Raw genomic sequence first — 24,149 nt, forward strand, 5'->3', positions numbered from 1 at the left:
TGTTATTACGCCTCCATTACTAATAATTGTGGGTCATTCAATAGACGTTTAATTTGGTTTAATGCTTTTTGAGCAGTTGCGCCGTCAATTAAACGATGGTCAAAGCTTAGAGATAATGCTAATACTGGAGCTGCAACGATCTCACCATTTTTCACAACTGGCTTCTCAGCGATACGGCCGATACCAAGGATTGCTACTTCTGGGTGATTGATAACTGGAGTGAACCATTGTCCACCTGCAGAACCAATGTTTGTAATTGTGCAAGAAGCACCTTTCATTTCAGTTGGAGCTAAACGACCTTCACGTGCTTTACCAGCAAGATCATTGATCTCGTTAGAAATAGTGAAGATAGACTTGCGATCTGTATCTTTAACAACTGGTACTAATAGACCTTTGTCTGTATCAGCTGCGATACCGATGTTGAAGTAATGTTTGTGAACTACTTCTTGAGATGCATCGTCTAAAGAAGTGTTTAACATTGGGTATTCACGTAATGCAGATGTTAAAGCTTTAACAACGTACGGAAGGTAAGTTAATTTAATACCTTTGTCAGCTGCAACAGCTTTGAACTTCTTACGGTGAGCAACAAGCTCAGTTACATCAACTTCATCCATTAATGTTACGTGAGGAGCTGTATGCTTAGAGTTAACCATTGCTTTCGCAATCGCTTTACGGATACCACTCATTTTCTCACGAGTTTCTGGATATTCACCAGCTGGGATTGGTTGTGCTTTTGGTGCTTCTTCTTTCGCTGCTGCTGGAGTAGCTTCTACTGCTGCTGGAGCCTCAGTTGCTGCTACAGTTTGTCCACCATTTGCAAATGCATCGATGTCAGCTTTCACAACGCGACCGTTCTTACCAGATCCAGCTACTTTATGAATATCTACACCTTTTTCACGAGCATATTTACGAACAGATGGCATAGCGATAACGCGCTCATTTACTACTTCTGCAGTTGCTGCTGGAGTAGCTTCCGCTGCTGGAGCTTCTACTGCTGCTTCTTCAGCTTTTGGAGCTTCATCATGGTCGTCACCTTTAAATTTAAGGTTTTCGTATCCAGGAGCATCAAATTTAATTAATGTATCTCCTACAATTGCAACTGTTCCTTCTTCTACAAGTACTTCAAGTACTTTACCTTTAACAGGAGAAGGGATTTCTACTACTGCTTTATCATTTTGTACTTCAAGAAGTACATCGTCTTCATTTACTTCATCGCCTGGTTTAATAAACCATTTTACGATTTCACCTTCGTGGATACCTTCACCGATATCTGGTAGTTTAAATTCAAATGCCACGGAATTCAGCCCCCTGATTCATTTCATTATTATGGAATATGTACAAAAGAAACCAGCATGTGCTGATTTCTTTTGCACATGAAAAGCTAAAAATTAGAAGTTCATTACTTTGTTTACAGCTTCAACAATATCTTTATGGTTTGGTAACCATACGCTCTCTGCTTGAGAGAATGGGAATACTGTATCAGCAGCTGCAACACGTACAACTGGAGCTTCTAAGTTTAAGATTGCACGGTCGTTAATTTCCGCTACAACGTTAGCTGCAATACCAGCTTGTTTTTGAGCTTCTTGAACTACAACTACGCGGCCTGTTTTTTCAACAGAAGCGATGATTGTTTCGATATCTAATGGTTGAACTGTACGTAAGTCAACAACCTCTAAAGAGATACCTTCTTTTTCAAGTTCTTCAGCAGCTTTTAATGCAGCGTGAACCATAGCACCGTAAGCGATAACAGATACATCTGTACCTTCACGTTTGATATCAGCTTTGCCTAAATCAATTGTGTATTCGCCTTCTGGTACATCTTGGCGGAATGAACGATACAATTTCATATGCTCTAAGTAGATAACTGGATCGTTGTCACGAATCGCAGAGATTAAAAGACCTTTAGCATCGTATGGAGTAGATGGAATAACAACTTTTAGACCAGGTTGTTGAGCTACTAATCCTTCTAAGCTATCAGCATGTAGTTCAGGAGTATGAACACCACCACCGAATGGAGAACGAACTGTTACTGGAGCAGTCCAACGTCCACCAGAACGGTAACGCATACGAGCCAATTGACCAGAAATTGAATCCATTACTTCAAATACGAAACCGAAGAATTGGATTTCTGGAACTGGACGGAATCCTTCAAGTGCAAGTCCAACTGCAAGTCCACCAATACCAGACTCTGCAAGTGGAGTATCCATTACACGATCTTCACCGAATTCAGCTTGTAAACCTTCAGTAGCACGGAATACACCGCCGTTTACACCAACGTCTTCACCAAACACAAGTACGTTAGGGTCATTTTTCATTTCAACGCGTAAAGCATCAGTGATTGCTTGAATCATTGTCATTTGAGCCATGGCTTACTTCGACTCCTTTTCTTTGTAAATTTCATATTGTTCAGCTAAGTTGTAAGGCATTTTTTCATACATGATTTCCATTAAATCAGTAACTTTTTGTTTTGGAGCTTGGTCAGCCTTAGCAATTGCTTGTTTGATATCTTCTTTTGCTTCTTCAATTACTTTCTCTTCAACTTCTTGAGACCATAGGCCTTTAGTTTCTAAGAACTTACGGAAGCGTACGATTGGATCTTTTTGTTCCCATTCGTTTTCGATATCTTTTGTACGGTAACGAGTTGGGTCATCACCAGCCATTGTATGTGGACCATAACGGAATGTTAAAGTCTCGATTAAAGTAGGGCCTTCGCCATTTACTGCGCGCTCACGAGCGAAAGCAGTTGCTGCGTATACAGCTAATGGATCCATACCGTCTACTTGAATTCCGTAAATACCTGCTGCTACTGCTTTTTGTGCTACAGTTTTAGCTGCAGATTGCTTTTCTACTGGAGTAGAGATTGCATAACGGTTGTTTTGAACAACGAAGATTGCTGGAGCTTTGAATGCACCTGCAAAGTTCATACCTTCGTAGAAGTCACCTTGTGAAGCACCACCGTCACCAGTGTAAGTAATTGCAACAGATTTTTTACCACGTAGTTTCATACCTAACGCAACACCAGCAGTTTGGATGATTTGCGCACCGATAATGATTTGTGGAGCTAGTGCATTTACATTCTCAGGCATTTGGTTACCCATGAAGTGTCCACGAGAGAATAAGAATGCTTGATATAATGGTAATCCGTGCCATACTAATTGTGGTACATCACGGTATCCTGGTAAGATAAAGTCTTCTGCTTCAAGTGCGAAATGACTTGCTAATTGAGAAGCTTCTTGTCCAGCTGTAGGTGCGTAGAAACCTAAACGTCCTTGACGGTTTAAAGAAATAGAACGTTGATCTAGTACGCGAGTATACACCATACGACGCATTAATTCTTTTAATTGATCATCAGATAATTCAGGCATAGCTGCTTCATTCACAACTTCGCCATTTTCATTTAAAATTTGTAATGTTTCAAATTGAGCTGCGATAGCTTTCATTTGCTCATCAACATTAAATAGGGTCTTTTTTGTTTTAGTACCCATTCCGTTCACCTCTTCCTCTCTTGAACCATATTCTGAAACGCTTTCACCGGCTATTTTCCAGTTTAAAAAGCGCAACGATGTAAACCAACATGTTTGTCTGTCGGTTGAGAATAATTTTGTGTACCTAACAATCTGTACTAATGTTTTTTCAGAAACATATTAATACAATCTTGATCACGTTTTTTAGTTTACAACTATTCTAATTACGATGTCAATTACTTTGAATACGTTTTTTTATAAATAATATGCAGGTTTCTATTACACAAACGTGTTTTTATTTTTCACATCTGTATTAGTAAGCATTGACCCACTGTTATATTATTCCCTTTTTCACTTATTTTTTCTCTTAGAATAATATGTAAACGATTTAATTCTCTTTAGTTTTTCTCTCTTCGTAACAAAAATATACAAACTCTTCTTCCTTTTTTAGGTAAATACCTATACATCACCACACTCTCTTCCATACATTATAGTAACCGCAGTATTAGCGGGAAATGAAAAAGGAGGTCATCTCATGTACGGATACTCATATTGCTATCCAACTTGTTCATATCCTTCCTACGGTTATGGCGGTTCTTGTGGCGGATCTGGACGCGGCTTTGCCTTAATCGTTGTGTTGTTTATCCTTTTAATTATCGTTGGTGCTGCTTGCATTCGCTAATGTAAAATGAAACAACTATGGAAAGAAACAGACGGCTTTGCCGTCTTTTCTTTTTATCTCATACATAACTCCTCTATAGAAGAACGATTTGCAAATAGTTACCCTTACTTGCCGATGACTTTTCTCATCTCCTTTGGTAGACTAAAGAGGAAAGGAGAGATTACATATGCTTACAATGAACGATGTAATTCGCGAAGGAGATCCTATTTTGCGAGATGTTGCAGAAGAGGTGTCGTTACCAGCGAGTGAAGAAGATACAAATACCCTTAAAGAAATGATTGATTTTGTAATAAATAGCCAGGATCCTGAACTGGCTGAAAAATACAGTTTACGCCCTGGAATCGGATTAGCAGCTCCGCAAATCGGTATTTCAAAGAAAATGATTGCGGTTCATGTAACTGATACGAACGGTACGTTATATAGCCATGCATTATTCAATCCAAAAATCATTAGTCATTCTGTTGAACGTACATATTTACAAAGCGGTGAAGGTTGTCTATCTGTAGACCGCGAAGTACCTGGCTATGTCCCTCGTTACACAAGAATTACAGTGAAAGCAACATCTATTAATGGAGAAGAAGTAAAATTACGCTTAAAAGGCTTACCGGCAATTGTATTCCAACATGAGATTGATCATTTAAATGGTGTTATGTTCTATGACCATATTAATAAAGAAAATCCATTTACCGCTCCTGATGATTCAAAACCTTTAGAGCGCTAATAATAAAAAGGCGGGAATTAATCTCCCGCCTTTTCATTTTATGAAATGGGTTCCATATTTACTTATAACAGGCCAGCCCATTTTAATCCATGATATATACCGTCTTCACTTACATCCTTTGTCACATGATTTGCAAGTTTTTTCAAATCTTCATGACCATTCCCCATCACAATGCCCGTCCCAACTGCTTCAATCATTTCTAAATCGTTTAAACCATCCCCAAATGCATACACTTGTTCACGGCTAAATCCTAATTTTTCAATGAACTTCTCAATCCCTTTTGCCTTAGAACCACCATTAGGAATGATATCCATTGAATACGCATGCCAACGAATAAAATGAAAATCTGGATATTGATTAATAAACTTTTCCTCTTCATTTACTTCACAAAAAAGAAGCGTTTGATAAATATCGCGTTTTTCGTAAAAATCAGGTTCATATGCCGGATGCTCGAACTGCAAGCTTCCAAAACCTTCTTTCACATAATCATGATATTCCACTGTCGCTCTCATTTCTTGATGGTCAAGATATACAAGTGGATATCCTTCTTGTTTTGCAAACTGAGTAAACTTATGCAAGGCAGCTGGGTGTAACGGATTATTAAATACTACTTCATCTTCAAAGACAACATACTGTCCATTAAAACTAACATAATTATGTATATTGAGTTCCTTACGAATATCTTCAAACATAAACGGTGCGCGTCCTGTCGCAATTGCTACATGCACCCCTTTTTCCTGCAAATGTCTTACTGCATCTCGTGTAGATTGCGGAATTTTTTTATCGTGATCTAATAATGTTCCATCAATATCAAAAAAGACAATTTTATCATTCATTTGTCAAAACCCTTTCTGGCACTCTTTACTCCTATTTTGATAATCGCTTTTCAAATTCTAAAAAAAAGTATAACATATTAAACATCTGTGAAGAAAGCGTTCACTTTCTGACCTTATTTATGAAACATGCATATATATATTAGTAAAAAAGGTGAATACTTGTTCTAATGAATTTTCTTGTCCATTCTTCCTCATACTATATCTATAACTAACGGCTACTAATCGTTACTATAGAATAACTTTCACTGTATGAGAAAGGACAAGGTTTTCCATTCACTTTCCCCTCTTTCTTATGTCAGAGATAGAGTTTTCACTAGTAATATGCATGTTTAGAATAAGGAAAGGAAGGAGTAATCATGCTGAAGAAGCTGAAGAAAAAGCTTAAGCGTTATTTAAACGATTTAGTCCGGAAGAAGACAATCGCTTAAATTATGCCCATTTCGGGCTTTTTCTTCATTCTCATTCGAAAAAACATGAAAATCGTGACTGTTTGCTTTATAATAAGTAACAGATAATGCAAAACATAGACAAGGAGAGGTTTTCCAAATGATTTTTAAAGTATTTTATCAAGAAAAATTAACTGAGGTCCCAGTACGTGAAAATACAAAAGTTGTATATTTAGAGGCTACGTCTGAAAAGGATGTTCGTAAAAAATTAAATAAGTTCGCATATAATATCGAGTTTGTTCAGTCTGTTACTGGCGCTCATCTTGAATATGAAAAACAAAACGCTGATTTAGTATTAGCGGAGATTGTATAGCCATATGAAATTTCTAAAAAATGATCAAGTTGCCGTTTTTGCTCTCGGTGGTCTTGGTGAAATCGGTAAAAATACATATGCTGTTCAATTTCAAGATGAAATTATTATAATTGACGCTGGAATTAAATTTCCAGAAGACGAACTCCTCGGGATCGATTATGTAATACCTGATTACACTTATTTTGTGCGAAACGAAGATAAAATTAAAGGATTATTCATTACACATGGTCACGAAGATCATATCGGTGGAATCCCTTATCTATTACGTCAAGTAAACATTCCAATTTACGGTGGAAAATTAGCAATTGCACTAATAAAAAACAAATTAGAAGAGCACGGATTACTTCGTAAAGCAAAGCTTTATGAAATTCAAGAAGATGATGTTATTAAATTTAAAAAGACATCTGTTTCCTTCTTCCGTACAACTCACAGTATTCCGGATTCATACGGAGTTGTTGTGAAAACACCTCAAGGACAAGTCGTTCATACAGGTGATTTCAAATTCGATTTCACACCAGTCGGTGAGCCAGCAGATTTAACAAAAATGGCTGAAATCGGAAAAGACGGTGTACTTTGTCTCTTATCTGACAGTACAAACAGTGAAGTTCCAAACTTTACGATGTCTGAGCGCCGTGTTGGCGATAGTATTCAAGATATATTCCGCAAAGTAGAAGGTCGTATTATCTTCGCAACCTTTGCATCGAATATCCATCGCTTACAACAAGTTGTTGAGGCTGCTGTTGAAAATAATCGTAAAGTAGCTGTATTTGGTCGAAGTATGGAAGCAGCTATCGAGATTGGACAAAACCTTGGGTATATCCGATGTCCAAAAGATACATTCATAGACACATCTCAACTAAACCGCCTACCAGCTAATAAAGTGGTTATTTTATGTACTGGTAGTCAAGGTGAACCAATGGCAGCACTTTCCCGTATTGCGAATGGTACTCATCGTCAAATTCAAATTATTCCTGGCGACACAGTTGTTTTCTCTTCTTCACCAATCCCTGGTAACACAATTAGTGTAAGCCGTACAATTAACATGTTGTATCGTGCTGGTGCTAATGTAGTCCATGGCAAGCTGTCAAACATTCATACGAGTGGACATGGCGGACAAGAAGAGCAAAAACTAATGCTACGTCTAATTAAACCAAAGTATTTCATGCCAATTCATGGTGAATATCGTATGCAACGTATGCATATGAAATTAGCGAATGATTGCGGTATTCCAGAAGAGAACTGTTTCATCATGGATAACGGAGATGTTCTTGCCTTGCGTTCAGATGAAGCAAGTGTAGCTGGAAAAATTCCATCTGGTTCTGTCTATATTGATGGAAATGGTATTGGAGATATCGGTAATATCGTATTACGCGATCGTCGCATCCTTTCTGAAGAAGGGCTTGTAATTGTAGTTGTAAGCATTGATATGAAAGAATTTAAAGTTGCAGCAGGACCTGATATCATCTCGCGTGGTTTCGTTTATATGCGTGAAAGCAGCGATTTAATTAACGATGCTCAAACATTGATTACAACACATTTAGAAAAAGTAATGGAACGTAAAACAACACAATGGTCTGAAATTAAAAATGAGATTACAGACACATTAGCACCATTCCTATACGAAAAAACGAAACGTCGCCCAATGATTTTACCAATCATTATGGAAATATAAGAAAAAGGACAATGCCTTCATGGCATTGTCCTTTTCTCTTATCTTAAAAAGTGTTTAAAACGATCTACTTCGTCATCATGACCAATTACAATTAATATATCCCCCGCTTGAATATTTTCCGTAGCTCGAGGAGAGACGATAACTTCTTTACCACGTTTAATTGCTACAATATTCAATCCAAACTTCGCACGAATATCTAATTCAATTAAAGAGTGCCCATCAATTTTTTTATTTGCAATAATCTCTACAATACTATGCTCATCTGAAAGCTCAAGATAGTCTAATACATTACTTGATGCAATATTATTAGCAATCCGTTTTCCCATATCACGCTCTGGATGTACAATGTGATCTGCACCTATCTTACTTAATACTTTTTCATGATAGTCATTTTGAGCTTTTACAGTAATATTTTTTACACCTAACTCTTTCAAAATTAACGTTGTTAAAATACTTGAATTTAAATTATCTCCAATAGCAACGACTACATGATCAAAATTACGAATGCCGAGACTTTTCAATACCATCTCATCTGTTGAATCTGCAATTACAGCATGTGAAGCTATATTTGCAAACTCATTAATTTTATCCTCATCTGAATCAATTGCCATTACTTCCATACCTAATTGAGCTAGTTCTCGGCAAATACTTCCACCGAAACGCCCAAGCCCGATGACAGCAAATTCTTTTTCTTTCTCACTCACAGGAATTCCTCCAATAACTTCAAGTACTATGTATTTTCATTGTAACATACTTTATATACGTCACAAAAATGTGTAAATCATACTTATTTTTGTTTTTGTATATAAAAATATTGTTGTAAATAAAAGGCGATACCAACAAGTAACATACCAAATACAAATATATTTCCAAACGAACTAAATGTTTCAAAAACGAACAATAACGTTTCTTGGCCGAAAAAAGCAAATAGAAGCTGCGTAAAAGCAAATACAAGCGCCCATATGTAATGATGTTGATGGAATAAATAATGCGTTGCGCCTAAAAAAGCAATAAATGAAACGATGAAAATCCACCAATTTTCTAACAACAGTTGCCAATTAGAAAATTGGTATCCATTCACTAATATCGCAATAATCCCGATAACCGCCATTGTTGGCACACTCCAGAATAGCGCTCGCCCTCTAAAGAAGCGGGTACCTTGAACATCTCCTTTTTCATATGCAATGTATGTTAGTACTACTGTACTTATATACAAAACAGAAAGAATCGTTAAAACGATAATAAGCCAAAAGTGTAATTGATAATATTCATGCTCTATATTTGTCACGATTGCAGCTAGCATACACGGGATTAACATTCCCGTCCAACCATCTACTTTTCTTTCATTCCAAAAGACCGTATTACCAATTCGTATACCTAGCAGCATAAAAATAATGATACCTAGTACAAATAATGTAGTTTTATTCCCTACTAAACTCGTTGAGAAAGCAATTAATCCAATAAATAAAAAGAGCACAAACCCATTCATAATTTCTAGTACAGGTGATAAATACCTCTTCACCCATTTGTATGTTTCGTCATATTCATTATTATCTACTAGACGATAGGCATAAAAACTTATTCCAAAATAAACCGCCGCAATAATAACATACGCATATAAGACGAAACATAAAATCGCACTGCTAATTTGCACGTAATTCCCCACCCTTTTTTCTATGTTTCACATTGATTTTACACACTTTTCATACTAAAAGTAAACATATATAAGTTAGTCAAATAATTAATAATGAGCAGTGGCTAAAACCCCCTGCTCATTATTAAAACAGTACAATTAACTTTAATTCTTTCATTTGTATGTAAATGTCTAAAATCAATCTATACGAGCGTTACTTACACCTCAGAACAAAAAGTTTTTTGGAACCTTCAAGAAAGCGGAAGTTTTATTTTCTATTTCCTTTCCACTTTACATATTGGCTTAAAAATGTAATTGCCTTTTCAATCACTTCTTCGTCTGGTTTTAATTTCGCATGATGTAAACCATATTCTGAATTTACTCCAAGCCAAAACATAAATCCAGGGATTTCTCGAAGCATATAACCAAAATCTTCACCTGTCATTGCCTCAGTACATGTAATAACATTCATATCAGTTTGTTTATGTACAAATTGCATAAACTCTCTCGTTAACTCTTCGTGGTTATATACTTGATGATACATTGCTCCGTAATCTATAATCGCCTCACACTGGAAAGAAGCTTCGATACCTGCAACAATTGCCTCAATTCTGCTTTTCACACGCTTCATTGATTCCACTGATAATGTTCGAATCGTTCCTTCTAAACGAGATTTTTCTGCGATAATATTTTGAACTGTACCACCTGTTATTTTCCCAATTGTAATTACCGCACTGTCAAGAGGATTCACATTACGACTAATAACGGATTGAAGTTGTGTAACAAGGTGACTGGCTGCAACAATCATATCATTCGCAGTATGTGGATAAGCCGCATGTCCACCTTTTCCTTTTAAATCAACATATAATTCTGATGTATTCGCAAATAACAGACCTTCTTTTGTCGCAATTGTTCCTACAGCGTATTCTGGTGCAATATGAAGACCAAGAATTATATTAGGCTTCCATCCTTTTAGCTCTTCACTTTCTAACATAGGAAGAGCGCCACCTGGACCTTCTTCTGCCGGCTGGAATAGAAACACAAGGTCATCATCTATTCTTTCACTCACAGCTGCTGTTAGGAGGCCTAGACCAATTGTTGTATGCAAATCATGTCCACATGCATGCATCATTCCTTTATGTACAGAAGCAAATTCGTATCCAGTTTCCTCTGTTATTGGCAAACCATCTATATCTGCGCGATAACCTATTATTTTCTCTGGGCTTTTCCCATTTACTTTAACAATTACACCTGTTTTCCATGTTCTCACTTCCAAATATTCGTTAGGAAGTGTTTCTATATACTCTAAAATGTACTGTTGTGTTTTCCACTCTTTAAATCCAATTTCCGGGATTTTGTGTAAATCTCTACGAACTTGGACAAATTTGCTTACTGTCATTTTTGCACCTCTATCTATAAAAAGCGCAAGAGCCTATTTATGCTCTTACGCTTTTTGTTTTTTATTTCTCTGGGTTTAATTGACGAAGCTCTTGTTTGATTTCAGTTTTCGCTTTTGTCTTCTCATCAATTTCTTTAATTACACGTGCTGGAGTTCCCGCAACAACTGTATATGGAGGCACATCTTCTGTTACAACAGCTCCTGCTGCTACAACTGCACCTTTACCTACTGTAACGCCCTCTAAAACAACTACATTTGCACCAATTACAACATCGTCTTCAACGATAACTGGTTTTGCAGAAGGTGGCTCAATAACACCCGCAAGTACAGCACCTGCACCTACGTGACAGTTTTTCCCAACCGTTGCACGTCCACCAAGCACTGCGTTCATGTCGATCATAGTACCTTCGCCAATTACAGCACCGATGTTAATTGTTGCATTCATCATGATAACAGCGTTGTCACCAATTTCAACGTGGTCACGAATAATTGCGCCTGGCTCAATACGAGCTTTAATACCTTTTAAATCAAGCATTGGGATTGCAGAATTACGACGATCGTTCTCAACTACATAGTCAACAATGTGCTTGCTATTTTCATCAAGAATTGTCTTAATTTCAGACCATTCTCCGAATACTACACCAGATTTTTTATTTACAAATGCTTGTACTGTTTCAGGGAACGTTACTTCTTTTAAATCCCCTTTTATGTATACCTTTACAGGAGTTTTCTTTTCACTTTTTTGAATAAACGAAATAATTTCGTTAGCGTCCATCATTTTCATTCTTGTTGCCTCCTAAATCCATTTATATTGTTACTCTACCAAACGATAGAGCGAGTAGCAAGACAATAATCTTATTTTTCCCTTTGAATTTCTTCTATAATTTCTAAAAACGCTTGTACTTGCTTCAATTGTCTTGCTGATTCACTCGTTAACAACCATGTTTCTCTCGTTAATTGAACAGGTGTTTTATACATATTTTCCTGCACTTCTTTTAATACTGTAGAAGGCAATAACGCATAACCTATACCATTTAGAACAAGTTGTTTGCACGTCTCAATTTGATCAACTACAATTGTTCGCTTAGGTGGGTTAGAGAATAACCCATACCACCAATTTTGTATTTGACCATAATAAGTCGAATCACTTTTAAATTGAATAAATGGTCTATTTGTTTCTTTTAACATCGAAATATCTTTTATTTCTTTATCGACTAAATATAATTCATCTTCAAATAATTGTTGCTTTTGTCCTTTATATTCCTGTGATCCCCTTAATATAGCTACATGAACATCGCCCTCATAAAATTGCTTTTGCACTTCACTACTCCAGCCAGTAAACAGCGATATCTTCACAGAAGGATACTTTTGTACAAACTTTTTCAACACAGGAGGGAGCCAATATTGACCAATAACCGATGCAACAGCTATTTTTAACGTTCCATATGTTTCCGTTCTAAAAACTGCCAGTTCGCTCTTAATATTCTCTTCTCTTTGTAACATTTCTTTTGCATAATTTGCGACTTTTTCCCCTTCAGGTGTAATTGTCAATCCTTTTTGTGAACGAATAAAAAATTTCATTCCCCATTGTTTCTCCATAGATTGTAATCGTTGACTAAGCGCAGGTTGGGAAACAAATAAACGTTCCGCCGCTTTTCTCATATTTGATTCCTGGGCTAACACAACCATCATTTGAAAATCATCAATTTGCAACTTTCTCCCTCTTTCCTTAGCTTCCATACACCTTATTTCAATAAGCTTTTCATCCTGAATTTAACTGAATACTTTTATACAAAAAATACAATTTTTCAGTTCGAACTTTCCTTATGTTTTATGTCTTTTTAAATATAATACATACACAACTGATATGCACGAAAAAAAGTGACTTCTCCGTTTCTATGAAGTCACTTTCCTCCTATTATTTATCGATTATGCTGCCGTACTTTTTTATTCAATAATTTTAAAATAGCTCTACGTGTTAAAATCCCCTCGAAATACCCTTCTTCATTTACAGCACAAATAAAAGGATGATCAATTGTCATTTCTAAAGCTTTTGCAAATGAATCTTCTAACTTAAGAACCGGAATATCTTCCTTCATCACTTGTTCTACTTTCATATCATCAAGTCTTTCAAACTCAATGCGCTCTAACCCTAACATACCATCTAAAATCATAGCAGTACTAATCAACCCATGTAATTTATACATTGGGTCTAAAACAGGTATTGCCGAATATCCAGATTTCACAAGAACGAGTAAAGCATGCTCTAATCCATTCCCAATTTGGACATGTGCTACTTTTTCTGATGAAATCATTAAATCTTTCACAAGAATTTGCTGAAACTCGTCTTTCGGAATACTAATCATGTTACATCCCCCATTTTCCCTTTTTCCTGCTTATATTCATCGACTCTATTCTTATTTTATGACAGCGTTTTCACATTATTATTTTGTCCTAACTTTATTTCAATAAAAATACAATTACACAGCTATTTTAGCATACAACACAAAAAAAAGACTACCATTACGGTAGCGCTTAATACCCTTTATTTTTTAATCTGTAAAATAACCTTGTGATTTTTTTATATTGCGTCACATCTGTCTGTTTCAAACCATTCTCAATATCTGTAAGTTCTACAGCTAAAATTTCACTCGCATAATTTTGTTGAAATAGAATATCTAGTAACAAACTTTCTTCTTCTTTCGTTAAAACAAATTCCCTTTGCATATACCCCTCTCCTTATAATCCCATCGTTACTCTCATTATATAAAATTTCCAACTTATTTAGTAGATGTAATATTCAGTTTTTAATAAAAACATGTAACAATTGTAACCATATAAAAATTATTTCGTATATCGATTTGCATAACTAAATGCCGCATAAGCATCCGGCTTAATTTTTGCAGTTAATCCCATCGCTTGAATTTTCGCTGTCATATCTAAAATAAATTCTTTTGTTAAACCATCATTCCCTATGTCCAAATGAATTTCCATTATGAACCCAGCCCCATCTTGAGCATATGGATGCAATAAATCCCATATGGTTTGTATATGGTTAGGAGTAAATAGGCAAGCGATTTCTTGACTAAACTGTGTTTCTAAATATATTTTCTCCCGTAATGTTGCCGGCTTATCTTTTACTGACCTATGGTGTAAACATCCCCAAGCACCTTTTCCAACACGGTGAATATGGATTGCCGTAATAAATCTCGTATCTTTTTGATGTGCCTGTGAGTCTGTCCCAATAGATAATCGATATAAATTTCGTGGATCCTTTTCAATGAAACTACAAATGCGGTTAAAGACCGTATCAAAATTCAAATGTCTCTCTGAAACATTATAGAATTTATGCCCACCGTCCACATAGTCACGTCCTTTCTATTAGACAGACTTTTCGTATTCTCATTGTATGGGACAAAAACAAAAATTATAACTTACTATCCTTTATTCGTCTCAATATTTCGCATTACAAAATGACAAACTTGGCAAGTATAAATTACATTTTGATTCGATTGAGCCGTTAATACATGAATAATCTCTGCAGAATTGTGGCAATTAGGACAGATCACAACTGGTAAACGTTCCACATAACACACCTCCTATTTATTTTTATCACGCTCTTTTCGAGCAGTAAAACTCCTGATTGATGTAGGCCAATCATCAGTCGATAATAAGCACTTCCACTGATTAAAGTCTCACTTTATTACCATTGTAGGAAAAACGAAAAATTCCTATACATATATACTGGAAAGTAAAAGAACTAAAAAAGGTACTGCCATAGGCAGTACCTTTTTTATATGTATCAAGAAATGATATCGTAAATCTCAATTGCAACCATATCGATATTATCGAATTGATACACTTGAGGTTTTTCACCTTGTTGATACACTTCTAATTCATACATTTCACTTTTATCGAAAAATTTCACGCTACATTTGCGCTCACCGTTCACTTCAAAATAGCGTTGTGCTACTTCACCGCTTACAGCTTGTTCTTGTAGACTAACAAGTCGTGTTAAAATTCCTTGGAGTAGAGACATGAAATCTCTCCTTTCTCTAATCTTCCTACCAATAGGTTTTACAGCTATACTCATTCTATCCGTCATAACAGAAAAAATGTTCCACAGTCTAGGATAAAGGTTATTGGCCAGAAACTCAACTAAAAATTTGTCGAAATGCAAAGGAAAACACAGAAAGAACATCTTTTTCCTTCTTTATTGCGATTTCCATACTGGAATAATATAATAAAAAACAGAAAAAAGGAGGAATTACAATGAAAAAAATTGAGGTTTACACACAACCTGATTGTCCGCCATGTGTCATTGTGAAAGAATTTTTAAAGCATAATAACGTTGCATATGAAGAATTTGACGTAAAAAAAGACGCTGCTGCTCGCGATCGCCTTTTATACGACTATGATTCCTATTCAACTCCAACAGTTGTAATCGACGGTGAAGTGGTTGCAGGTTTTCAAATCGAAAAATTACAACAGCTACTCAATATAGAATAGGAATAGGTAAATACCTATTCCTATTTTTATCTCGTTATTTATGGGCAGTAAAACTCCCGATTGATGAAAGCTAATAATCAGTGGGATATAAAGCCCCCACTGATTAAAGTTGCACTTTATAATTGTTGTAACCTTTTTATTTCAGTTAAAAGTTCTTGGCTTTCATGATACCCTGCTAATTTCCATTTATCTTGATCCCTTTTCAATGTTACAATTTGATATTGTCCACTTTTCGCCCGCTCATATACATATAAATTTTTATGCTCTTCATCATACGCCATTTTCGTTTCCGAATTAAAAGAAAACGGTGCTTCTTTTGCTGGAAGTAAATATTCACCACTTTGTTTATCACTTCTACTATTTTCATCTGTAAATACTTGAAGGAAATTATCTGTAAAATACGGTGATAACGTCTCTATCATCTTATTCATCGGCAAATGCTTCCCGCGAATTGAAAATTGGGTTTCATAGCCTTTTTGTATCGTTGTAAACACGTCTTTCCGATCGACTTTCAATTCCTCTTTTCCTAAAACAGTTGTAACACTATAACCAACTAGAAAGGCAACACATACAAATAGAACAAGCCATATTCCATATTTCCTCATTTTTTCACCTTCCTTTTAAAAGAACTTGTCTTTGTAGTATTCATTGTAACAATGATTATGCAAAGAAAGGGATGGTTTCGTTCGTAAAATCTTTACAACGATAGACAGCATTTTCATCACCATTTTCACTATTACCAATTTCTGATAAAAACAAACAAAAAAATGCACGAATCTCTTCGTGCATTAAAATAAAACATCTTCTTCATATAAATATTCATAAGATAAATCTATAAATAAAAAGTTTTCATCATCAATCGGGAAAGAAAATGTTCGTACCATTTCACCAGTTTCAATATCGGCATATAAATCTGAAAGTCTGGCCTTATTTTCAAAACGCATTTTCATAATATTCTCAAGAAAATACGGACGCCAACTCCAGTTCTTCATATAATACTCCGGCATCACAATCCATTCCCCATCTTTTTTCATAACATTACCTGATTGTTGAAAACCATCTTCATTGCAAATAAATATGCGAAAACTACATTGTGATATACTTTGGCTAAATTGTAATAACCAATCATTTATATCTTCATTCTTTTTTTGTTTTGACAGAACATCACCAATTCGATCACGTAACATCTCTGTTAAATGATAAATTTTTTGCAACTTCTTTTTCTCATGCTGAATAAATTGATGACATTCATTACCAAGTCTCTCTTTTAAAACATTCGTTTCAATAAAATCAGGTAAACATTCTTTTAAATAATTACCTTGATAGTATCTACCACCGTTTTTCCAAGCATATTGTAGTTGATAAAAAGCATCAATTTCTTCATATAACAACGTTGCACCAATTCTTCTTGCAAGTAAAGATAAGGAATATAAAATATCTTGATAAGATTGTATAAGTGCAGTTTGCCTTAAGTTTGTTAAATCTACTTTTAAAATATCAGGTGCTAACACGCTAATACGTTCTAAATTACTTGTACCCGTTCCAACTTTATTAATCGAAATCTGAATACCATATGTACGATAATACATAAGCAAATGATTAAATTGCTCAATATCTTCTTTACATTCATGCTCTGTTATCTCTAAAACAATGTGGTTCAAATTTAAACCTTGTTTTTCATACATCAATAAAAGTTGAAGTAAACTTTCATCTTCGTCATTCATTAATACGTTAGCATTTCGATGTATAAATAATAACAATTTTTGATTGCTTTCTAAATAACGGTTTAAAGCTTTTTCTACTATAATATTATCCGCTTCCAGTTGAAACTCACTTGGAATAGAATCATCATGAAAGAACGAAGCTAAACTTTGTATGCCCTCTTCTGTTTGAATACGTCCTACTACTTCATATCCAATTACTGTATGTTCATCAGCACTAAAAATAGCTTGATAATAAGGAAGGACTTTATCCAAGTTACTCATTACATCTAATGCATCTATCAACGTGCTTCCCTCCCTTTACTTTTCAAAAATTATAACACGATATTTACGGAAAAATAATAAAAAATCCCTTCAGTTTTCCTGAAGGGATTAGAGGGGTAAAATGCTAAGGGGAATTAGCAATTCTACTATGAAGAAAAAAGAGGTCTTAAATATACCGTATATATAACCTCTTGTAAATACCTTTCTTTCACATGTCACAATTCCGTCACATTTTACCACAAAAAAAATGAATCAAACATTCATTTGGTCATCCCTCTTAAAATGGATATTGATGCAAGTGTTGTCCTCCATCCATTGTCATGCATGTTCCATTTATGTATGCAGCTTCATCTGAACATATATAATAAGCTAGACCCGCAATTTCTTCTGGCGTACCTAGTCTTCCAAGTGGCACACTTTGTAGTGTACGCTTAGCCATTTCTTCTGAAATCCATAATTTATCGGCACCGCCCGTACGTTCAATCGGCCCTGGTGCGATAGCGTTAACTCGTATTCCATATTTACGTCCCCACTCAACAGCAAGCGTTTTAGTCATTGCTAATACGCCAGCTTTTGCTGCAGCCGAATGAATAACTCCTGGACCTGCATCCCATGCATATGTCGCTACCATATTAATGATATTTCCTTTTATACCTTTCTCAATCCAATACTTCCCGACAGCTTGACTGCAATAAAATGTACCATTTAACACAATATTAATGACCGAATTCCAGCCATTCACAGATAAATCTTCTGCTGGACAAATAAAGTTGCCAGCTGCATTATTTATTAAAATATCAATTCGTCCGAACTTTTCATCAATATGTTCAATCATTTTCTGAATATCTTCAGTATTTCGTACATCCATTTGTACAGGCAATATTTGCCCTGGAAACTGTTCAATCTCTAACTTTGTTTCCTCCAGTTTTTCTTTTGTACGCCCTGTAATAACAACTCGTGCCCCTTCTTTTGCAAAACGAGTTGCCATTCCTTTTCCCATTCCACTCGATCCACCTGTTATAATTACTACCTTCTCTTTCACATATATCCCTCCCAAAAATGAATACACATTCATTTTATCATTTTATTTGATAGAAATCTTTATATTTTTAAACTTTTCTGATATTTTAACTTAAAGAGACTTCTTTTCATTCATTTTTCCGTAAGCTATACTACTTCTTTATTATTTTAAATATATTAAAAAAAACTGAAAGGAGATTTGAGTAGCCTGTATATGGAACGAAAACACATGATATAAATCAAATAGGTATACTCATACTTTTATGAAGCAAATTACAAGAAGAAATTTTTTGAAAAATGGAATACGCACTTGTCTATATTCATTTATAACCACTAGTATCGGTTACTATTACGCTAAATACATAGAGCCGCATATGATCTCTTTTACAGAGCACACACTAAAATCACAGCTCATACCAAAAAGTTTTCATGGTATGAAGATTCTTCAATTTAGCGATTTACATCTCGGATACTATTTCTCGCTCCAACATTTATCTCAAATCATTTCTAAGATTAATGCTGCAAACCCAGATATTGTCCTTTTTACTGGTGATCTCATTGATAATTACCAAACATATACTGACACTCCTTTCGTTGCATCCATTTTAAAGAATATACAAGCACCCTTCGGTAAATTTGCTATTTATGGTAACCATGATCACGGCGGATATGGAACTGAATACTATGATCACATCATGCGTGAATCTGGATTTGAACTATTACAAAATAGCGAGAAACGAATTCGTCTACTGGATAATAGTGAAATTTCTATTTTCGGACTCGATGATATACTACTTGGCAAACCAAAAATAGCGGAAACACTACAACAAGCGCGGAAAAATACTTATAACATTGTTCTTGTTCACGAGCCAGATATTGCGCCACAAATTGCTACATATCCAATCAACTTGCAACTTTCTGGTCATAGCCACGGCGGACAAGTAAAAATCCCTTTTTTAGGTGCTATCGTTACCCCATCACTTGCCAAACACTACATTGAAGGCTTCTATTCCATTCAAGACTTATCTCTCTATGTCAATCGCGGACTTGGAAGAACACGTGTCCCATTCCGGTTTATGTCAAAACCTGAAATTACACTCTTCACCCTACAACATTCGTAATAATTCGCCTATTTTCTTACATATCCTTTCTTGTACGCGCTCATCCACGTTTCGTTTACCATATGATAAAAGTGAGTCCAATAAAGGAGGTTTGTTCATGTATCCATATTATCAACCAATCCCAGTTCGTTCAGCACCTATTGGCCCAGTAGGCGACTCACGATTCTTTCCGTTTTTTGGCGTTCCATTTCTAGCTGGAATTGCTGGTGGATTGCTCGGCGGAGCATTAGCTTTCGGCCCTAGACCATTTTATCCACCTTATCCACCACCTTACCCGCCACCAGCACCTTATCCTTGTTATGGTGGACCTTGTCAACAACCATACTATTATTAATGTATGCCAACAATTCTACCAACGCTATTCTCTCTATTAGACAATCGATTAATATGCTTACAATAAAAACTATTCTCTCTACACATTCTTCTATTTTGAGAACGTATAATAAGTAGAGAACAAAGTAAAAAACCTCTTATTAATAAGAGGTTTTTTACTTTGTTCTTGCTATTCAGCATCTGTATTTTGATACGCCATCTTAAACAACTTCACTTGGCTATCAATCTCCTCTGCACCACTATTAATAACATAATAGTAGTCACCGTCTTTATTTTGTTCGCGTGTTTTCACATTATCTGCTAAAGTAAGCTGTAAAATCGCCTTTATTCTTGCTTTCATTTCAATATCTAGAATTGGGAAGGATATTTCTACTCGTTTCTCCATATTTCGCGTCATCCAATCAGCTGAAGATAAATATATTTTCTCCTCTCCATTATGATGGAAATAATAAATACGGCTATGTTCTAGATATCTTCCTACAACACTAACTACACGAATATTTTCACTTACATTTGGAATACCAGGTCTTAAACAACATGTTCCTCGAACGATGAGCTCTACCTTTACTCCCGCTTGTGATGCTTCATACATTTTTTTTATTAATGGTTTATCCGTTAGTGAATTCATCTTAGCGATAATATAGCCATTTCCATATTGCCTATGATAACGAATTTCTTCATCTATTAAATCCATAAATTGCTCTCTTATATCAAATGGTGCAACTGATAAATGGTGAAAATGCGGTTTCGTTGTATAACCACTTAAATAATTAAAGAAATTTGTTGCATCGACCCCAAAGTCTTTTCGTGATGTAATATAGCCAAAATCGGTATATAACTTTGCTGTTGCATCATTATAATTTCCGGTTCCAAGATGTACGAATCTTTCGATTTTTCCGTTTTTTCTTCTTACAACTAGCGTAATTTTACTATGCGTTTTCAAGTGACTTACACCGTAAATAACGTGACACCCAGCCTGTTCTAATTCTTTAGCCCAATGAACATTATTCTCTTCATCAAACCTTGCTTTTAACTCCACCAACACTGTGACTTGTTTTCCTTTTTCAGCTGCTACTTTTAGTGCCTGAATAATCGGAGAATCACCACTTACTCGATATAATGTTTGTTTAATCGCAAGTACATTCGGATCGTCTGCCGCATCACGGACAAAATCAACTACTGGCTGAAACGATTCAAAAGGATGATGTAATAAAATATCATGCTCAATCGCCTTTTCAAATACATCTTCCTCATCACCTAAGTCTTGAGGTGGTTGCGGAATAAGGGCTGGATAAATGAGATGTTCATATAATGGTGCTAATTTTTTATATAAAGAGAATAAACATGTTAAATCTAACGGTCCATCCATTATATATACATCTTCATCTTTTACTTCCAACACCTCGTATAATAATGTTAATACTCTTTCATCAATGTGTTCTTTGCCAACTTCTAAACGTACAGCAGCTCCCCACTTACGCTTTTTCAACTCTTTTTCAATTACCTTTAATAAATCCCTCGCACCCTCTTCATGAATTGTTAAATCCGCATTACGTGTAATACGGAAACGAGTAACAGATGATACTTTATATCCTGTGAATAATTTATGAGTAAAACTACTAATTACGTCTTCTAATAAAATAAATTTATGCTTTTGCCCTTCACTCGGTAAAAATATGAAGCGTTCAAGTAATGAAGGAACTTGCACAATTCCTAACTTCGTACGGTTTTCTTCCTCCACTTGCTTCTCATCATATAAAAGAGTAGCTAAGTTCAAACTTTTATTTAATAACATCGGAAATGGACGGTATGCATCGATAGCTACAGGCGTTAAAACCGGAAAAATTTGCTCATCAAAATAATCTTCTATAAATTCTCTCTGTTCTTTCGTCAAATCATGGAATGTTAAACGCTCAATCCCCTCTAATTCAAGCGCTGGCAATACGTAATTTTTAAACGTATCATATTGTACGGTCATTAATTCATGGGCTTTTATCTCAATTTTATTTAATTGTTTTTTTGGTGTTAAGCCAGCTTTATTTTCTGGTTGATTAAACCCAGCACTCACTTGATCTTTCAAACCCGCTACACGTACCATAAAGAATTCATCTAAATTCGAGCTAAAAATACTAATAAACTTTAATCTTTCCAAGAGTGGATTATTTTCATCTTGCGCTTCTTGTAGTACACGTTCATTAAATGCTAACCAACTTAGCTCTCGGTTATTATAATATGCTGTATCATTTAAATTTACGATGTTCCCCTTCAACAATTCCATTCTCTTCACACTTCCCCTTGAAACTTTTTTACTATAATTTAGTTACTTTTATTTTAGCAAATTACAATATTATAAAGTGTAAATTTTTTGTAAAGACATCCGTACAACCTAGCATTTTCATTCAAATGACAAGTTAATATTCGTTTTTAACACTCTTTCTAGCTGCTTTTTTTGTTTTTCAGCTTGTACTTTTTCTGCTAATGCCGATTGCTCACATAAAATTCTAAACGTTAATCCTTCTTTATTTTCTGTTATGGATATCGTATCAACAAGCGATCTTTGTCTTACATTTAAAGCAGCTGAAAATTGTAAAACAGCCCCTAATAGGCGGATTTTTTTTTGTTCGCTTTTATCAAACCAACCTTCAAATGGAGATAAATGTTGTTTAAATAGCATTTTTGATTTATAAGATGCAATAAGCGCTAACCTCACTCGATCTTTATGCATCATGCCATCAATTGTTTTATTCGCCAATAAATAAAACGTGTGTAAACGACTCGCTTCTTCATCTATATATTTTCCAATGTTAAATACTTTCGCTGCTTGATGGAATGCTTCCCAGTCTTTTATTGAAACAGAAATCAGTCCCATTTCTTCGAGTTGTTTACAAATCAATCTTCCATGTTTAATAAGTTGAATGACAAATTCCATATCCATTTCATATTCGTGTGATAACAAATGTAAGCTTTCTTCAACTACATTCGGATAATATGAAATCCCTAAATCTTTCGTCAACTCTTCATAGAAAACACCTTCTCTTAATCCTTTTTTGCTTAATACAAATGCCGTTGCTTCTATAATATTTACAAGTTTATGAAATACTTCAACCGCTGGAATAATTGTATCAGCTCGATCTTTTGCCAATCCTTCCATTTTCTGAAGTTCGATAAACGATTGTTTTTCTAATGTACCTTTTACATTTTCAATATCTTCTTCTTTCATTTTGTATAAATGTACTCCCGCTATAGGATAGTTTATTAAATTTTGGTGGATTTTTGCTAAGTTTCTCGCACTACCACCAATTGCAATAAGAGGCAATTTCTTATCAATTAACCATGGTAACGTTCGAAATTGACACTCTAAATACTCTCGAATTTCCTCTAATTCATCTTTAGTAGGAATATCACCTTTAATAAATAGATGTTTTAAAGAAAGCGCACCAAAAGGAAAACTATGGTACTCTAAAATCTCTCTATTTTTAATATATGTAACTTCCGTACTTCCGCCACCAATATCTACTGTTATTCCTTCCGAAAACGAAGTAGAATTCATAACTGCTAAATAGCCGTAACGTGCTTCCTCATATTCTGATAACACTCTAAGAGTAAAGTCTGTTTGTCCTTCAACAAGTTTTTTAATCTCCTCTTGATTCTCAGCCTGTCTAATTGTTGCCGTTGCAACACAAAGTACATGATGCAGCTGATGGAATTTTGTACTTTCTTGAAATTGAAATAATGTTTGTAACAATACTTCTTTACCTTCTTCATTCAAAACACCATCGATTAAATAATTTCTTAACCGAGCAACCACTTTCGTATTTTCAATTTCTTTATAAAAACCTCCATTTTGCTTTTCATAAATAACTAAACGCATTGTATTAGATCCAATATCTATAATGGCATATTGTTGTTTTAATAGTTCTTTCAAACTTCTCACTCTTTCATTATCAAATTTCAAAACACATTCTATTACTATTATACAAAATAGTTGTTTTTTGTAACAATATTGCTTTAATAT

27 protein-coding genes are annotated in these 24,149 nt (G+C 35.1%); 7 read left to right on the forward strand and 20 right to left on the reverse strand.

What is annotated here, in order from left to right:
• Positions 1-5 precede the first annotated feature (5 nt).
• From pdhC to pdhA, 3 genes are all read right to left on the reverse strand, one after another.
• Positions 6-1,295: a pyruvate dehydrogenase complex dihydrolipoyllysine-residue acetyltransferase gene (gene pdhC, locus ACS2MN_RS13405; RefSeq protein ID WP_000863414.1), complete on the reverse strand. Its 1,290-nt coding sequence runs from the start codon at positions 1,293-1,295 to the stop codon at positions 6-8.
• A 93-nt stretch (positions 1,296-1,388) separates the two neighbouring features.
• A complete protein-coding gene (gene pdhB / locus ACS2MN_RS13410; RefSeq protein WP_000068163.1) occupies positions 1,389-2,366 on the reverse strand; it encodes a pyruvate dehydrogenase complex E1 component subunit beta in 978 nt (325 codons plus the stop codon).
• A 3-nt stretch (positions 2,367-2,369) separates the two neighbouring features.
• Entirely contained in the window at positions 2,370-3,485 is a 1,116-nt protein-coding gene (gene pdhA, locus ACS2MN_RS13415; protein WP_000536896.1) for a pyruvate dehydrogenase E1 component subunit alpha, read from the reverse strand.
• Between the two features lie 514 nt (positions 3,486-3,999).
• Here pdhA and ACS2MN_RS13420 point away from each other — a divergent pair.
• Entirely contained in the window at positions 4,000-4,146 is a 147-nt protein-coding gene (locus ACS2MN_RS13420; protein WP_000274562.1) for a YjcZ family sporulation protein, read from the forward strand.
• 166 nt (positions 4,147-4,312) lie between these two features.
• Entirely contained in the window at positions 4,313-4,867 is a 555-nt protein-coding gene (gene def, locus ACS2MN_RS13425) for a peptide deformylase (RefSeq protein WP_000957068.1), read from the forward strand.
• Between the two features lie 62 nt (positions 4,868-4,929).
• Here the strand turns inward: def and ACS2MN_RS13430 are convergent, their stop codons facing one another.
• A complete protein-coding gene (locus ACS2MN_RS13430) occupies positions 4,930-5,703 on the reverse strand; it encodes a Cof-type HAD-IIB family hydrolase (RefSeq protein WP_000998284.1) in 774 nt (257 codons plus the stop codon).
• Between the two features lie 546 nt (positions 5,704-6,249).
• On the opposite strand from ACS2MN_RS13430, the gene ACS2MN_RS13435 reads away from it, so the two are divergent.
• Both ACS2MN_RS13435 and rnjA read left to right on the forward strand, forming a co-directional pair.
• The gene (locus ACS2MN_RS13435) at positions 6,250-6,462 is read left to right on the forward strand and encodes a DNA-dependent RNA polymerase subunit epsilon (protein WP_000576438.1); all 213 of its coding nucleotides are present in this window, start codon (positions 6,250-6,252) and stop codon (positions 6,460-6,462) included.
• 4 nt (positions 6,463-6,466) lie between these two features.
• Positions 6,467-8,134, forward strand: a complete 1,668-nt coding sequence (gene rnjA, locus ACS2MN_RS13440) for a ribonuclease J1 (protein ID WP_000670378.1) — start codon at positions 6,467-6,469, stop codon at positions 8,132-8,134.
• 38 nt (positions 8,135-8,172) lie between these two features.
• On the opposite strand, the gene ACS2MN_RS13445 is transcribed toward rnjA, so the two are convergent.
• From ACS2MN_RS13445 to ACS2MN_RS13490, 10 genes are all read right to left on the reverse strand, one after another.
• Positions 8,173-8,838, reverse strand: coding sequence for a potassium channel family protein (locus tag ACS2MN_RS13445; protein WP_001290442.1), 666 nt, complete (start codon positions 8,836-8,838; stop codon positions 8,173-8,175).
• Positions 8,839-8,921: 83 nt separating this feature from the next.
• Complete coding sequence (locus ACS2MN_RS13450) at positions 8,922-9,788, reverse strand: hypothetical protein (RefSeq protein WP_001167326.1); 867 nt, start codon at positions 9,786-9,788, stop codon at positions 8,922-8,924.
• A 247-nt stretch (positions 9,789-10,035) separates the two neighbouring features.
• The gene (locus tag ACS2MN_RS13455) at positions 10,036-11,166 is read right to left on the reverse strand and encodes an N-acetyldiaminopimelate deacetylase (RefSeq protein ID WP_000218682.1); all 1,131 of its coding nucleotides are present in this window, start codon (positions 11,164-11,166) and stop codon (positions 10,036-10,038) included.
• Positions 11,167-11,227: 61 nt separating this feature from the next.
• Positions 11,228-11,950 carry a 2,3,4,5-tetrahydropyridine-2,6-dicarboxylate N-acetyltransferase gene (gene dapD, locus ACS2MN_RS13460; RefSeq protein ID WP_000783253.1) on the reverse strand — a complete coding sequence of 241 codons (723 nt, stop codon included), beginning with the start codon at positions 11,948-11,950 and terminating at the stop codon, positions 11,228-11,230.
• Positions 11,951-12,021: 71 nt separating this feature from the next.
• Positions 12,022-12,906 carry a LysR family transcriptional regulator gene (locus ACS2MN_RS13465; protein WP_002039481.1) on the reverse strand — a complete coding sequence of 295 codons (885 nt, stop codon included), beginning with the start codon at positions 12,904-12,906 and terminating at the stop codon, positions 12,022-12,024.
• A gap of 182 nt (positions 12,907-13,088) precedes the next feature.
• Positions 13,089-13,532: a cyclic-di-AMP-binding protein CbpB gene (gene cbpB / locus ACS2MN_RS13470; RefSeq protein WP_000623575.1), complete on the reverse strand. Its 444-nt coding sequence runs from the start codon at positions 13,530-13,532 to the stop codon at positions 13,089-13,091.
• 169 nt (positions 13,533-13,701) lie between these two features.
• Complete coding sequence (abbA, locus tag ACS2MN_RS13475) at positions 13,702-13,893, reverse strand: antirepressor AbbA (protein WP_001188532.1); 192 nt, start codon at positions 13,891-13,893, stop codon at positions 13,702-13,704.
• A 117-nt stretch (positions 13,894-14,010) separates the two neighbouring features.
• Complete coding sequence (locus ACS2MN_RS13480) at positions 14,011-14,529, reverse strand: ribonuclease H-like YkuK family protein (RefSeq protein ID WP_000348650.1); 519 nt, start codon at positions 14,527-14,529, stop codon at positions 14,011-14,013.
• 74 nt (positions 14,530-14,603) lie between these two features.
• The gene (locus tag ACS2MN_RS13485) at positions 14,604-14,753 is read right to left on the reverse strand and encodes a hypothetical protein (protein ID WP_000440536.1); all 150 of its coding nucleotides are present in this window, start codon (positions 14,751-14,753) and stop codon (positions 14,604-14,606) included.
• 215 nt (positions 14,754-14,968) lie between these two features.
• On the reverse strand, positions 14,969-15,205 hold the full coding sequence (locus ACS2MN_RS13490) for a YkuJ family protein (protein WP_000055152.1): 237 nt from the start codon (positions 15,203-15,205) through the stop codon (positions 14,969-14,971).
• Between the two features lie 233 nt (positions 15,206-15,438).
• On the opposite strand from ACS2MN_RS13490, the gene ACS2MN_RS13495 reads away from it, so the two are divergent.
• The gene (locus ACS2MN_RS13495) at positions 15,439-15,675 is read left to right on the forward strand and encodes a glutaredoxin family protein (RefSeq protein ID WP_000717871.1); all 237 of its coding nucleotides are present in this window, start codon (positions 15,439-15,441) and stop codon (positions 15,673-15,675) included.
• 116 nt (positions 15,676-15,791) lie between these two features.
• On the opposite strand, the gene ACS2MN_RS13500 is transcribed toward ACS2MN_RS13495, so the two are convergent.
• The 4 genes from ACS2MN_RS13500 to fadH all read right to left on the reverse strand — a co-directional run bounded on the left by ACS2MN_RS13500 (position 15,792) and on the right by fadH (position 18,702).
• On the reverse strand, positions 15,792-16,280 hold the full coding sequence (locus tag ACS2MN_RS13500) for a DUF3993 domain-containing protein (RefSeq protein ID WP_001233803.1): 489 nt from the start codon (positions 16,278-16,280) through the stop codon (positions 15,792-15,794).
• 55 nt (positions 16,281-16,335) lie between these two features.
• Complete coding sequence (locus ACS2MN_RS13505; protein ID WP_000544074.1) at positions 16,336-16,464, reverse strand: hypothetical protein; 129 nt, start codon at positions 16,462-16,464, stop codon at positions 16,336-16,338.
• A complete protein-coding gene (locus tag ACS2MN_RS13510) occupies positions 16,464-17,681 on the reverse strand; it encodes an EAL domain-containing protein (RefSeq protein ID WP_000564311.1) in 1,218 nt (405 codons plus the stop codon). The genes ACS2MN_RS13505 and ACS2MN_RS13510 overlap by 1 nt, the downstream gene beginning before the upstream one ends.
• A 256-nt stretch (positions 17,682-17,937) precedes the next feature.
• Positions 17,938-18,702, reverse strand: a complete 765-nt coding sequence (gene fadH, locus ACS2MN_RS13515) for a 2,4-dienoyl-CoA reductase (protein ID WP_000660910.1) — start codon at positions 18,700-18,702, stop codon at positions 17,938-17,940.
• A gap of 241 nt (positions 18,703-18,943) precedes the next feature.
• On the opposite strand from fadH, the gene ACS2MN_RS13520 reads away from it, so the two are divergent.
• Together ACS2MN_RS13520 and ACS2MN_RS13525 are read left to right on the forward strand one after the other, a co-directional pair.
• The gene (locus ACS2MN_RS13520; RefSeq protein ID WP_015000920.1) at positions 18,944-19,801 is read left to right on the forward strand and encodes a metallophosphoesterase; all 858 of its coding nucleotides are present in this window, start codon (positions 18,944-18,946) and stop codon (positions 19,799-19,801) included.
• Between the two features lie 97 nt (positions 19,802-19,898).
• Entirely contained in the window at positions 19,899-20,135 is a 237-nt protein-coding gene (locus tag ACS2MN_RS13525) for a hypothetical protein (RefSeq protein WP_000283739.1), read from the forward strand.
• A gap of 168 nt (positions 20,136-20,303) precedes the next feature.
• On the opposite strand, the gene ACS2MN_RS13530 is transcribed toward ACS2MN_RS13525, so the two are convergent.
• The gene (locus ACS2MN_RS13530) at positions 20,304-22,412 is read right to left on the reverse strand and encodes a polyphosphate kinase (RefSeq protein WP_000421686.1); all 2,109 of its coding nucleotides are present in this window, start codon (positions 22,410-22,412) and stop codon (positions 20,304-20,306) included.
• Positions 22,413-22,529: 117 nt separating this feature from the next.
• The gene (locus ACS2MN_RS13535; RefSeq protein WP_000661381.1) at positions 22,530-24,059 is read right to left on the reverse strand and encodes a Ppx/GppA family phosphatase; all 1,530 of its coding nucleotides are present in this window, start codon (positions 24,057-24,059) and stop codon (positions 22,530-22,532) included.
• Positions 24,060-24,149: the final 90 nt, after the last annotated feature.

Source organism: Bacillus cereus group sp. BceL062 (assembly GCF_051780025.1).
Classification (GTDB): domain Bacteria; phylum Bacillota; class Bacilli; order Bacillales; family Bacillaceae_G; genus Bacillus_A; species Bacillus_A toyonensis.

What these genes read in the sequence shown, in the direction of transcription:
- pdhB (WP_000068163.1), bottom strand. Translation starts at nt 2,366, where the DNA reads ATGGCTCAAATGACAATGATTCAAGCAATCACTGATGCTTTACGCGTT.
- pdhA (WP_000536896.1), bottom strand. Translation starts at nt 3,485, where the DNA reads ATGGGTACTAAAACAAAAAAGACCCTATTTAATGTTGATGAGCAAATG.
- ACS2MN_RS13420 (WP_000274562.1), top strand. Translation starts at nt 4,000, where the DNA reads ATGTACGGATACTCATATTGCTATCCAACTTGTTCATATCCTTCCTAC.
- def (WP_000957068.1), top strand. Translation starts at nt 4,313, where the DNA reads ATGCTTACAATGAACGATGTAATTCGCGAAGGAGATCCTATTTTGCGA.
- ACS2MN_RS13430 (WP_000998284.1), bottom strand. Translation starts at nt 5,703, where the DNA reads ATGAATGATAAAATTGTCTTTTTTGATATTGATGGAACATTATTAGAT.
- ACS2MN_RS13435 (WP_000576438.1), top strand. Translation starts at nt 6,250, where the DNA reads ATGATTTTTAAAGTATTTTATCAAGAAAAATTAACTGAGGTCCCAGTA.
- rnjA (WP_000670378.1), top strand. Translation starts at nt 6,467, where the DNA reads ATGAAATTTCTAAAAAATGATCAAGTTGCCGTTTTTGCTCTCGGTGGT.
- ACS2MN_RS13455 (WP_000218682.1), bottom strand. Translation starts at nt 11,166, where the DNA reads ATGACAGTAAGCAAATTTGTCCAAGTTCGTAGAGATTTACACAAAATC.
- dapD (WP_000783253.1), bottom strand. Translation starts at nt 11,950, where the DNA reads ATGAAAATGATGGACGCTAACGAAATTATTTCGTTTATTCAAAAAAGT.
- ACS2MN_RS13465 (WP_002039481.1), bottom strand. Translation starts at nt 12,906, where the DNA reads ATGGAAGCTAAGGAAAGAGGGAGAAAGTTGCAAATTGATGATTTTCAA.
- cbpB (WP_000623575.1), bottom strand. Translation starts at nt 13,532, where the DNA reads ATGATTAGTATTCCGAAAGACGAGTTTCAGCAAATTCTTGTGAAAGAT.
- abbA (WP_001188532.1), bottom strand. Translation starts at nt 13,893, where the DNA reads ATGCAAAGGGAATTTGTTTTAACGAAAGAAGAAGAAAGTTTGTTACTA.
- ACS2MN_RS13490 (WP_000055152.1), bottom strand. Translation starts at nt 15,205, where the DNA reads ATGTCTCTACTCCAAGGAATTTTAACACGACTTGTTAGTCTACAAGAA.
- ACS2MN_RS13495 (WP_000717871.1), top strand. Translation starts at nt 15,439, where the DNA reads ATGAAAAAAATTGAGGTTTACACACAACCTGATTGTCCGCCATGTGTC.
- ACS2MN_RS13500 (WP_001233803.1), bottom strand. Translation starts at nt 16,280, where the DNA reads ATGAGGAAATATGGAATATGGCTTGTTCTATTTGTATGTGTTGCCTTT.
- ACS2MN_RS13505 (WP_000544074.1), bottom strand. Translation starts at nt 16,464, where the DNA reads ATGCACGAAGAGATTCGTGCATTTTTTTGTTTGTTTTTATCAGAAATT.
- ACS2MN_RS13520 (WP_015000920.1), top strand. Translation starts at nt 18,944, where the DNA reads ATGAAGCAAATTACAAGAAGAAATTTTTTGAAAAATGGAATACGCACT.
- ACS2MN_RS13525 (WP_000283739.1), top strand. Translation starts at nt 19,899, where the DNA reads ATGTATCCATATTATCAACCAATCCCAGTTCGTTCAGCACCTATTGGC.
- ACS2MN_RS13530 (WP_000421686.1), bottom strand. Translation starts at nt 22,412, where the DNA reads ATGGAATTGTTGAAGGGGAACATCGTAAATTTAAATGATACAGCATAT.